8 protein-coding genes are annotated in these 11,945 nt (G+C 34.0%); 1 reads left to right on the top strand and 7 read right to left on the bottom strand.

Annotated features, from left to right (window positions below; genetic code table 11):
- Positions 1-28 precede the first annotated feature (28 nt).
- The 7 genes from AZF04_RS17175 to AZF04_RS17145 form a co-directional block, all read right to left on the bottom strand.
- Positions 29-1,660, bottom strand: coding sequence for a PAS domain-containing sensor histidine kinase (locus AZF04_RS17175; protein ID WP_061949824.1), 1,632 nt, complete (start codon positions 1,658-1,660; stop codon positions 29-31).
- 574 nt (positions 1,661-2,234) lie between these two features.
- A complete protein-coding gene (locus AZF04_RS17170; protein WP_061949823.1) occupies positions 2,235-3,059 on the bottom strand; it encodes a carbohydrate ABC transporter permease in 825 nt (274 codons plus the stop codon).
- On the bottom strand, positions 3,056-3,919 hold the full coding sequence (locus AZF04_RS17165; protein ID WP_235600020.1) for a carbohydrate ABC transporter permease: 864 nt from the start codon (positions 3,917-3,919) through the stop codon (positions 3,056-3,058). Before AZF04_RS17165 ends, AZF04_RS17170 begins: the two co-directional genes overlap by 4 nt.
- Before the next feature lie 152 nt (positions 3,920-4,071).
- On the bottom strand, positions 4,072-5,397 hold the full coding sequence (locus AZF04_RS17160) for an ABC transporter substrate-binding protein (protein WP_061949821.1): 1,326 nt from the start codon (positions 5,395-5,397) through the stop codon (positions 4,072-4,074).
- A 170-nt stretch (positions 5,398-5,567) separates the two neighbouring features.
- Complete coding sequence (locus tag AZF04_RS17155; protein WP_061949820.1) at positions 5,568-7,337, bottom strand: sensor histidine kinase; 1,770 nt, start codon at positions 7,335-7,337, stop codon at positions 5,568-5,570.
- A 10-nt stretch (positions 7,338-7,347) separates the two neighbouring features.
- Positions 7,348-8,898: a response regulator transcription factor gene (locus AZF04_RS17150; protein ID WP_082795415.1), complete on the bottom strand. Its 1,551-nt coding sequence runs from the start codon at positions 8,896-8,898 to the stop codon at positions 7,348-7,350.
- A gap of 718 nt (positions 8,899-9,616) precedes the next feature.
- The gene (locus tag AZF04_RS17145; RefSeq protein WP_061949819.1) at positions 9,617-10,633 is read right to left on the bottom strand and encodes an FUSC family protein; all 1,017 of its coding nucleotides are present in this window, start codon (positions 10,631-10,633) and stop codon (positions 9,617-9,619) included.
- A 327-nt stretch (positions 10,634-10,960) separates the two neighbouring features.
- On the opposite strand from AZF04_RS17145, the gene wrbA reads away from it, so the two are divergent.
- Complete coding sequence (wrbA, locus tag AZF04_RS17140; RefSeq protein ID WP_061949818.1) at positions 10,961-11,572, top strand: NAD(P)H:quinone oxidoreductase; 612 nt, start codon at positions 10,961-10,963, stop codon at positions 11,570-11,572.
- Positions 11,573-11,945 lie beyond the last annotated feature (373 nt).

Here is an 11,945-nt window from a genome sequence, read left to right as displayed (position 1 = left end):
AGAACAGTCCCTTTTTCATTTAAAGAAGTTAATCTCTCTTAATCGGAAATTTCATCGTCACTGTGGTACCTTCATTTACGACACTATCGTAATGAATGGTGCCCTTATGAGCCTCGATAATTTTAAAGCTCACTGTAAGTCCAAGACCTGTTCCTTTTTCTTTTTGAGAATAAAAAGGTTCTCCGATTTTCTTAAGACGGTCTTTTTCAATTCCACACCCATTATCTTGGACGGTTACTCCGAGATACTCACCATCCTGAAAGGTACGAATATGGATATGACTTGCTGATGCTTCTGTTGAATTTTTAATAATGTTTAAAAATAGCTGCTTAATTTGGTTAGGCTCACACTCAAAAATAAGGTTATTATCTTCTTTATCTATACTTACAGAAACCCCATGTAAATTCATTTCAGAGTGATATAAAGTTAAAATAGTATCCATCATCTCATTTAGGTTCTTTGGAGAGAAAACAAGCTCCTGTGGTCTAGATAAGACAAGTAATTCACTAACAATTGTATTAATTCTCTCTAATTCGTCCAACATAATATTATGAATAAAATGGTCTTTCGTATTTTCATATTGAAACAATTGGACAAATCCCTTTAAAGAGGTAAGTGGATTTCTAATTTCATGGGCAATACCAGCAGCTAATTCTCCTACTACAGCTAGCTTTTCAGTTGTTCTTAGCTTTTCCTCAGTAGCAAGGGTTTGTGTCATATCAGTTGTATAGCCAATAATCCCCTGTATCCCATGTTCTTCATTAATGATAGGAACAAACACACAATGAACAGTATGAGGATTCTCTTTTTTAGAGGTCAGAACAATCTCAGGTGTTTGGACAGATTCCCTTTCTTCAATAGCTTTTTGAATGGCAGCTAACACTCTTTGTTGGTCACTTTTGTTAGCGACGAACTCAGTAATAGGTCTTCCCAGTGCATAATCTGCTTCGTAGCCAGTTAATGGCTCGAATTTAGGATTAACTTCAATGAAATTCCCTCTAATATCAACGATAAACACTAACTCAGGATTGTAATGAAATAAAGAGCGATATTTAAGCTCACTAGCCTTCATTAATTGAGTTGCCTCAATTCTTTCTGTAATTTCACGACCAATAACGACTAAACCTTTACGCTCTTTATTTGCTTCAAAAAGTGGTACTTTGATCGTCTCAAATGTTTTGGTGGTTCCATCTGGCATCGGAATTTTCTCTTCCACACGTGTGATTTCTCCTGATTTCCACGTTTCTTCATCGGAATCGTAACATTGAACGAGAGCATCATGATAAAAATCTGTATATTCAGCGAGCTCACGGTCTGTTTTTCCGCGATAATCTACATGATTTAATTGAAATAAATCGAGGCCAAATTGATTGACTTTAATCCATCTGCCTTGACCATCTTTAAAGTTTACAAAGTCGACCATTGAGTTAATCAATGTATTTAATCGTTCTTTTTCATTTTTTAATAATTTTACTTGTTCTCCTTTTCCTAAAGCATAATAAATAAAGGCTCCTGTAAGAAGAACAAAGAATAACCCCTTAAACCTTTGGACAAATAAATAAATTTCCATATTAAGATAAACTAGCAGGAAATCGGTTATTAAAATCCAAACAGTCCCTATTAGAATATATAAAAGTATTATTTTTCTCTTGTAAGACATTTCATTCCCCTTTTTACTCTTCCATTCAAATTCTATATATATATCGACTTTATAATAACATTTTTGCTAATAATGACAAATTTTTTAAAAAAGATAATGGCTGTTTAGAATTGGAAATAGAGAATATTGTAAGAAATTGTTGATTATTGAAAGTTAAAAAAGGTACCTTAACCAATCACATGTATGAGGGCACCTAGATGTAAGATGCTGAGACATTCAAAATAGCGATTATAGTATGAACACTTCATCTACTGAAGTCTACGAGTCTTGTATATACTAGGTTTCGGATTTAATAGAGAATCTTCAAATTCAACGAGTGTAGATCAAAACCTATTTTTTAACACATTATGTAACGAAACTTGAAATGATGTGTACCGGCTGCATACTGAAATAACGAACAATGAACCCTCCTACTTGTAAAAAGAAGGAGGGTTCTGTTGAACCGGTAGATTTTTTATAAAAGGTGATCAGCTGGGAATCTAACATATGTGAAGTTCTTTATAATACGTTAATCCCAGCCTTTAAGAGTGTAGATGACTTAAGAATGATTCAACTATTTTAAACTATTAAGTCTTTATTTAATAGACCCCATCATTCCTGCGACAAAATGCTTTTGCATAATAAAGAAAATTAATGCGGTCGGTAAAGTGGCTATTACGATTGCGAGCATGATGACTCCATAATCAGGAGAATAGCTTGAGCCTAAGTTTGAAATCAGTAATGGAATTGTTTGTTTATTTGGTGATTGTAAAATGACTAACGGCCATAAATAATTGTTCCAGCTAGTCATAAACGTGATTATTGCTGCAGCTGAGTAAGTGGTTTTCATCGTAGGTACATAGATACGAAAAAATAAACCAGGCTCGGATAATCCATCAATACGACCAGCTTCTAATAGCTCCTTAGCAAACATTTTGCTGCTCTGTCTAAAGAAGAAAATTAAAAATGCTGTTGCTAAAGTAGGGAATATAACAGCTGAGAAGGTATCCACTCCAATAAATGGGATATATACACCAACTGTACCAAACATTCTAAATAACGGCACCATTAAGGCAGCAAAAGGAATCATCATTGAAAGAAGTAGAATATTAAAGATAACATCTTTTGTTTTACTTCGATAAATCTCAAATGCATATCCTGCAATCGAAGAAATGAATAGAGAGAGAATCGTTGTAGCTCCCGCTATAAATAATGAATTTAGTAAAGCATTGACAATATCTACAGTAGATAATAATGTTTGGAAATTTTCGAGTAAGTGTGTTCCAGGTAATAGCCTTCCTTGGGTAACGTCAACAGAACGATTAGTTGCACTCACAATCATCCAAAAGAAAGGAAAAATAGAAATCATTGAAATGAATGAAAGTACAAGATAGATGGCCAATCTTCTAAGTTTAATCATGTTTTATCACCTGCTACTCTGAATTGAAGTATTGAAAAGAAAACAATGAGTATAACGATTGCATAGGAAACAGTCGCTGCATAACCAAAGTCTGGAGTATATTTAAAAGAGAGATTATAAATATATTGAGAAATCGTAACTGTTGAATTTCCTGGTCCACCGCCGGTTATGTTCATGACCTCATCAAAGAGCTGTAAGGTACCAATCGTTGATATAATAGAAGTGAATAAAATGATAGGCTTAAGCATCGGAATCGTAATCTTAAAAAATTGCTGCAAAGCAGATGCTCCATCAATTTTAGCGGCTTCATAGATTGATTTATCAATATTCTGTAATGCAGATAAATAAAATATCATATTATAACCGGTCCATCTCCAGGTGATCGCAATAATAATCGTTACCTTCGCCCAAAAAGGATCGGTTAACCAATTTATAGGCTGTGAAATAATAGATAGATTCGAAAGCATTAAATTAATGAATCCATCCGTACTGAATAAATATTTAAAAATTACGGAATAAGCGACTAAAGAAGTCACACATGGTAAGAAAATAGCTGTTCGAAACCAGCCTCTAGCCATCAGCTTTTGGTCATTTAATAAGACGGAAATGATTAAAGCTAATAAAATCATAATAGGTACTTGAAATAAAAGGAAAATGACTGTATTCGTTAAAGCTGCTTTGAAGGTTGGGTCATTTAATAACCTTAGATAATTATCAAAACCTACGAATTCTAAATTATTTCCTATTCCCGATTGAAAAGAAAGAATGAGTGCTTGACCCATTGGGTAAAAATAGAAGACTGAGATGAGTAAAACCGAAATAGAGATAAATAGCCAACCAGTTAATTTGCTTTTTAGCATTAATTTACTGGGTAGCTTTTTGGATGGAGGTTTTTGATACTCCTTATTTTTAGTATTCGTTTTTGTGATTTCCATTTTGCACACTCCCTACATTAAAAAAAAGGAGCTTCAATCATTCACCTTTTTAAGTGATAATGGAGCTCCTCATTTTTTTACCTAATTTGAGTTTCCGCCTGAACTTGAGCATCCTGTAAGGCTTGATCGATATCTTTTCCATTTAAGTAATTTTGCATTTCTACGACTAAAATATCCTCAATAGAATAAGTGTGAATACCGTAGTTTACTTGTGGAATAAGTTCTGACCATTTAGCAAAGTCAGCATAAATACTTTGATTTCCAAAAAACTCAACTTCTGATTGGTAAGCATCATTCTGAGAAGCTGGCAAATAGGTACCGATTGCTCCAATTTCATTTAGCAAATCTTCGTATAATTGGTCATTTGAACCAAATGTTTTAGCTAAGAAATCAGTTGCATCCTCTTTTCCATCAATATTGAGTACATACCATGAGCTTCCACCTAAGTTAGTAGCTGGAATCGAGCTTTCTACACCAGGTAAGGTAGGGAAAGGGACAACGGCCCAATCACCAGATTGTGATTCTTCGGCTGTAACAGAAGGAGTAATCCAATTTCCAGTCGGAACAGAGGCTACTTCGCCGCTATTAAATCCTGCAACAAATTGACTCCAATCTGAAATAGGCTTTGCTAAATCTTCGTCAATGAGTGTCTTATAAACCTCGAAGGCTATTTTCAAGTCTTCATTATCAGCAAGGTATGGAGTAACACCATCTTCTTCTACATACCAGCCACCGTTTGTTTGAATCATCATACGCAGCTGAGATAAATTATTCGGTTCTAACGTTAAAAGATATTTTCCCGTTGCTTCTTTTATTTCCTTTCCAATTTCAATATATTCGTTCCAATCTAAGCTTTGTAAGTCTTCTACAGAATATCCTGCTTCTTCAAAATAATCGGTACGAACATACAAGCCGGCTACACCAGTGTCAAAAGGCAATCCATAATTAGCATCATCTATGCTTGTTGGTGCAATTTTATAAGGAGCAAAGTTATCTAATTCATAAGCACCTGTAATTTCATGAAAAGAATCTGGGTACGATTGTAAAAAGCCTTGTGCTCGATAATCTTCTATTAATACGATATGAGGTAGTCCACTTGTAGAACCAGAGCTTAAAATCGTGTTTAGTCGTTGAATAATGTCATCTTGTGCACTTTCGACTATGTTAATGTTTACATCAGCGTTTTCCTCAGCATAGGTATCTTTTGCTAACTCGAGAGCTGCGATATTAAAGTTCGGATCCCATGCCCAAATCGTAATTTCATCAACACTACTTGATTGATTTTCATCCTCCTGATCTCCTGTAGAGCCTTCATTGCTTGTAGTGTCCGAATTTCCAGAAGAACAAGCAACAACAATAAATAATAAGCAAATGGAGAAGCAAGCCATCATCATTTTTTTCATATTCAAGTCCCCTTTTCTTTATGTTGTAAGCGTTTTCTTAGGCTGTAATTGTATGCTAGCATTTACTGAAATCAGACTGTTAGGACATTTTTTTTATGTATTTGTTCATATTTTAGCTTAATGAAAAAGGATGCATTAAATTTGTTTTTTTGTTAGGTTTTTTATAATATTTATTGTTCTTTGTTGGCAGGAAGGCATATTCGGACTTTCGTCCATTCACCAAGAGAGCTTGTCATCTCAACCCCGTATGTCTCTCCATAAAGCATTTGTAGACGCTCATGAACATTTCGGATCCCGATTCCAGAAAATTGATGCTTTTTTTTCTTCTTAGAGGGGAGCGCGTCAGAGGGGGCGATATCCATACCATCTCCATTATCGATAATTTCACAAAGCAAAAGCTCATTTTCCTTCCAAATCATAATCGTTATTGAACCATTTTGTTTTTGATTAAATCCATGAAAGAAGGCATTTTCAACAAAAGGCTGAAGTATTAACTTAGGAATTAAATAAGAATCAGAATCTTGTTCAACAAAATAATTGACAGAAATGCGATTGCCATATCTTTTTTGGTTAATCAGGACATAATTTTTAAGGTTTTCTATTTCTTGCTCTATCGAGACGGTCTCGCTAACATTACCTAATGTATTCTGTAATAATGAGATCAACGAATGGATCGTATCGATCGCCTCTTCTTTACTACCTTGTTGAATTAGAAACTTAATTGAGGTCAATGTATTATAGAGAAAGTGTGGATTAATTTGCTGCTGTAAAGCGGCTAATTCAGCCTGACGTATTTTCTTTTGCGATATGACTTGCTCATCAACATATCGATGCAATTCATCCAACATGGAGTTAAAAGCATTTCCGATTTGTCTTGTTTCGTACGTACCATCTATTGGTGCATACTGAATAAATCCTGTTTTTGACGTTTTCCCTATATGCTTAACGAGTGAAGATAAAGAATTCGTCATTCTTTTAGAAAGAAAGAAAATGATAATTAAAGCAATAACGACAATCCCCACGCTAACTAATGCTATGCTTTTTTTATCAATAATGGCATGGTTTAGCATTTCACGATCGATCGTATTAATAATATACATATCGAAAAAAGGGAGATATTCCGTTAAAATAATTTGCTTCTTACCCATAAAATCACTTTCCATATAATTTTCTTGAGATTCTGTCATTTCCTCTATTAAGGTTAGTAGCTCTGGTGAGTTAGATCCTATTAATTCAGAACGATTGGTTGAGATTAAATCGCCTTTTTGATTAATGAGAAAAATATCATTTCCGGGACTTGTTACATTTGAATAGAATTTTCTAAAATCACTTTCTTTTATAGAAAAATAGACAGAACCGTAATGAACTCCTGATGTCCGGTCTGTTAATGCTTTTGAAGCAATAATCATTTGTTCCAAATCTTGATTTCTGTTTTCGATTTGGATGTGCTGATACATAAGCTGTCCCTGCTTATCTAAAGTCTTTTGGTAAACTTCGTGTTCCATCCACTCTTCATCAGTAAAAGGCCAAAACGTCCGATCAGTAGAAAAGCTGACTGAATTCATTCCTGTAATCATGATGCTCGCATCATATGTATCTAGATAAGTTTTTATTTGCTCCATAGAAGAGTGAAGCAAATAATAAACATTCATCATTTCAGAATTAGAATACTCACCAGATAAGGCATCTTTGACAATGATATTTTGGTGAAGGCTATTTGCAGCAAGAACGACTGAATAATTAAACGACTCAAAGTTTTCTTTAATTTGTTCGATTACTTTTGCATTTGTAATACAAAATGTATCAACAAAAAGCCGCTCTGACATTCGAAGAGAGGTTAAGGAAATCGCAAAAGAGACCGAAATGACAATAATGAAAGTAAGGGAGAATAGCTTGAAAAATAAACTATTCTGTCTTACTTTTTGTAGGATTAGCTGCATGAGATGACTCCTATCCTAAGTGTTTTTTCTTATATTTACTCGGAGAGAATCCGGTCTTTTTTTTGAACACTTTGCAAAAATAACTGTGATCAGAATAACCGACTGTTTCACTTATTTCTGCTATAGTTAATCCGTTCTTTCTTAGAAGCTTTTTAGCTTCATTAATTCGAATTTTATTCAAGTATTCTATAAAACTCTCTTTATTATGGGTAGCGAATAGATTTGAAAGATACGAAGGATTAAAATGAAAATGCTTCGCTACATTCGTTAACGTCAAAGGTTTCATATAATGAGAATGAATATAGTTCATTAAATTTTGAATGTTTTTGTTATAGCCCTTACGTGTAGAAAGGGTTGACACACTTTTTATAAAATCATTTAAGATTTCAAGGGTCTCAGTGACATCATTAGCTTGATCAATAGAGGTTATATATTTATATTTATCCGTTTCTAATGAAGACACTTCATACTCTAAGTTTTTGAGAAGAATGATGACGTTAAAGAGAATATTGTTTAAAAATGATTTAAATTCATGAACATTCGTCTTTGGATCATGAAGTAAGAAATCAAGATATGTTTTTAAATCTTGAAAGGCTATGTCAAAATCCTCTTGTTTTAATTGATTAAGAAAATCGTCTAAATGAAAGGTAACGGATTGTGTTGCTTCACTTTGCCATTCTTTTTCAAACAAAAGGATGCGTTCTGGAGAAAAAAAGAATTGTTCCGATATTCGATTTAATTGCTGATAAACATCCTTTAAACGCTGTAGATTGGAAAATGGTTCACTTATTGCAAGTCTACAATCTTCTTTCGTTATTATTGAAAGAGCTTTAATATGAGAGGTAAAACTAAGCTCTTCGTTAATATTGACCAAAGCGAACAGAGTCTCTTTTTCACTTTTTAGAAAATAATGCTTATAGGGTATAAATGAAAAGGACGTAATTAGTGCTGAACTAATTTTTTTCTTTATACCTTCTACAAACTGTACCGATTGATCTCTGCCAAAGTCCCGTATTTTAAAGCCAATTAGATAATAATAGGAATGAGGAAGTGAATCTTTTACGATTTCCTCATTAAGCTCTGGATTAAAGCCGGTAACAAGACCTTCTAATAGCTGTTCGACATATGAATGAACGGGTTGTTGATCTTCTTTCACATCTTCAGCTATTTGAGGTAGGTGATTAGAGGCCTTATGCATGATTTGGATAAAACTTTCTTTTTCTAGCTTAGGCTTCAAAATGTAGTCAAACACTCCATTTTGAAAGCTTGACCTGACATAGTCAAATTCCCCAAAGCTGCTCAATATGACTACTGCAATATGTGGAAATTGTTTCTTGATTATTTTTGTTAATTCCTTACCATCCATTAGGGGCATAATGATATCTGTTATAACAATATGTGGCTGTTCATATTCTATTAATTCAAGAGCTTCCTTTCCATTTGCTGCTTCACCAATAATCGTAAAGCCCTCTTTTTCCCAATCAATCAGATGTTTAATTCCTTGTCTAATCAACGTTTCATCATCTACAATAAGCACCTTAATTGGATTCCAAATGGTCAAGGTAAATCACCCTTCCTTCTCATGAAAACGCTTTATTATAATTGAATTATACAGTAACAATTTTTTTCTATAAATAAGGAAGCAGAAAAATGTACGAATTATATCAAGCTTACAATTTATTTTTTGGATAAAAAACAAAGCCATTTAGAACGGTTTATGTCTAAATGACTTTTAAATGAGTGAATTTCATCATTGCTCTATAAGTGAATATAAACAAACATTCATTATAAAAAAATGTCTAGAATGTTTGTTGGTTTGCTTGTTGATTGTAACGGTAGGTAGTGACTCCCAAACGATGAGCGCAGCGCAGTGTGAAGATCCACTCTGACGACGCTCTGCATAGTCAGAGTTAGCTGAAGACAAGCCCTTGGGAAAGCATCTACCTAAAGTGAAAATCAAAAAACTAATCGCTCGGTTTTCATTATAAGGTAGAAATGATGAAGTTGATGAAGTTGATGAAGTGGACGACACAGAACATTCATTATAAAAGATGTCTAGAATGTTTGTTGGTTTGCTTGTTGATTGAAACGGTAGGTAGTGACTCCCAAAGGATGAGCGCAGTAGTGTGAAGATCCACTCTGACGACGCTCTGCATAGTCAGAGTTAGCTGAAGACAAGCCCTTGGGAAAGCATCTACCTAAAGTGAAAATCAAAAACCTAATCGCTCGGTTTTCACTAAAAGATAGAAGGATGAAGTGGCTTCAAATAGATGAACATTTTATCCCTGTTGTGAATGATTTTTCGAATATTGAAATTCCAGAAGCAAATGATAAATGCTTAACAGTTCTAAAGAAATCATCGTGCTTTTATCGATTTTTAAGGATACAGTCGCTTGATTTTCAATTAATGGTGAGAGAACGGTTCGAACTTTTTTTACTTGGTTAAGCTCCATTTTTAAAGAATCATCATAAAAGCTTTCCTGTATTAGCAACCAAGCCTCTTCCAAAATACGAGCATCTTCTGAAGGTAAAACTTCTTTATTGGAGTAAGATATAATATTTTTACTATGAAAGACTAATTTCTGCATCAATTCGACCTGCTGTTCAATTTCAAACAAGGTTTTTAAGTCTTGCTTTTTTTTTCTAAATTTATGAACATCATGTTGTAATATTAGCATTTCATTAATTTGCTGAAGGTTATCAGTTAAAATCATTGCTTTTTGGTTTAAATCTTCATTATTCGTTTTGGTTAAATTTTTATTTCTTAGGCTTTGGGTAATTAATTCCTTTATGTCAGAGGTAAGGTCTTTCTTTCTTTTTCTAATTTCCTTAATAAAGTTAGGTGACCAAATGATTAGATTTACTAAAGTTGAAACGGTTATTCCAATTGAGGTTGTTGCAACTCTCGTTAAAAAGCTAAGAAAGAACTGGTCGTCTGTCATAGGAATCATCGCAACCGCTGTAAGTGTCGATACTATAATAGCATCATGCCAGCCTAGTCTGTGACAAATTAAAATAGTAAAAAAAGCAGATAGGGCAAATGTCAAAGGAGTTTGTCCTAATAAAAAATCAAAACTCATGGCAATAGCTGCACCAATAGCCGCAGCTGGCAATCGAATGATTCCTTTTGTTATAGATGCATATACTGTTGGCTCAATCGTTACAATAGCAGCTATAACGGCAAAAATAACAGGTAAATCGAGAATTTGGCAAATCCAAGCTGTAATAAAAACAGCTAAGCCTGTTTTAAGTAATCTTTTCCCAATGAAGGGCTGTATCCATTTTTGTATAAGCATAATATTTATTACCTCAAGTCTAATTCAATGATAATTTACAATTCTAATGGATTTTGTACGAAATAGAAAGAGGGGATATAAAAAAATGGAAGAATATGTCAATAAATTTACTTACATAAATAAAGTTAATTGTGTTGATTTAGTTAAGTGTCTTATGCTATGATTCAGTCTGTAGGGTTTATTCCCTTTTTTTAAATAAATATCTTGAATTCAAGGCATTGCATAATGACGTTAATATCGGTCAAACTATTTTTGTAATGTGAATGGAGATATTTAGGATAAGAATGTTGATACATTAAAAAATAAACGAGAGAAGGAGTTTTTAAAATGGCAAACATTAAAGTAGCCGTCATTTATTACAGTTCTACTGGAACAAACTTTCAATTAGCTAAATGGGCAGAAGAAGGTGCAAAAGCTACCGGTGCAGAAGTTAAATTAGTTAAAGTACCAGAATTAGCGCCTCAAGCTGCTATCGATTCAAATCCTGCATGGAAAGCTCATGTTGAAGAAACGGCCAATATTCCAGAGGCAACTAATGATGATTTAGAATGGGCAGATGCTTTTATTTTCAGTGTTCCAACTCGTTTCGGAAATGTTGCATCACAAATGAAGCAATTCTTAGATACGACAGGCGGATTATGGGCACAAGGTAAGCTAGTAAACAAAGTAGTTAGTGCAATGTCATCAGCTAGTAATGCTCATGGTGGACAGGAAGCAACTATTTTATCTCTTTATACGACTATGCATCACTGGGGAGCGATTGTAGCTTCACCTGGTTATACAGACCCAGTTCAGTTTGCATCAGGCGGAAATCCATATGGAGTAAGCGTAACTGTAGGTCAAGATGGAAACATGCAGGAAGATGTTGAGGAAGCAGCTAAATACCAAGCGAAGCGTACGGTAGAAGTAGCTTCTTGGATTCAAAAAGGGCAACAGTAATAAATAAAAAGTGAATGAATTTCATCATTGCTCAACCGACCATTCATTATAAAAATTTATTGAATGTTTGTTCATTAACTTCTTGATTGAAACGGTAGGTAGTGACTCCCAAAGGGTCAGCGCAAGTCTGAAGATCCACTCTGGCGAAGCTCTGCGTAGTCAGAGTTAGCTGAAGACAAGCCCTTGGGAAAGCATCTACCTAAAGTGAAAATCAAAAACCTAACCACTCGGTTTCCATTAGAAGATAACAATGATGAAATGAATTCAAATAACAAAATAAAAGGTAATCACGTTGACTTAACTAACGTGATTATTTTTTGTGAGTTTTGAAAAATGCATTCTTAAAATAACTAATGATAGAGTGTTTTTAGAC

This window comes from Alkalihalobacillus trypoxylicola (genome assembly GCF_001590785.1).
Classification (GTDB): domain Bacteria; phylum Bacillota; class Bacilli; order Bacillales; family Bacillaceae_D; genus Alkalihalobacillus; species Alkalihalobacillus trypoxylicola.
This window is presented reverse-complemented; position numbering and strand designations above follow the sequence as displayed.

Excerpts from the sequence above, each read along its gene's own strand:
- AZF04_RS17175 (WP_061949824.1), bottom strand. The coding sequence starts at position 1,660 with ATGTCTTACAAGAGAAAAATAATACTTTTATATATTCTAATAGGGACT.
- AZF04_RS17170 (WP_061949823.1), bottom strand. The coding sequence starts at position 3,059 with ATGATTAAACTTAGAAGATTGGCCATCTATCTTGTACTTTCATTCATT.
- AZF04_RS17165 (WP_235600020.1), bottom strand. The coding sequence starts at position 3,919 with ATGCTAAAAAGCAAATTAACTGGTTGGCTATTTATCTCTATTTCGGTT.
- AZF04_RS17160 (WP_061949821.1), bottom strand. The coding sequence starts at position 5,397 with ATGAAAAAAATGATGATGGCTTGCTTCTCCATTTGCTTATTATTTATT.
- AZF04_RS17155 (WP_061949820.1), bottom strand. The coding sequence starts at position 7,337 with ATGCAGCTAATCCTACAAAAAGTAAGACAGAATAGTTTATTTTTCAAG.
- AZF04_RS17145 (WP_061949819.1), bottom strand. The coding sequence starts at position 10,633 with ATGCTTATACAAAAATGGATACAGCCCTTCATTGGGAAAAGATTACTT.
- wrbA (WP_061949818.1), top strand. The coding sequence starts at position 10,961 with ATGGCAAACATTAAAGTAGCCGTCATTTATTACAGTTCTACTGGAACA.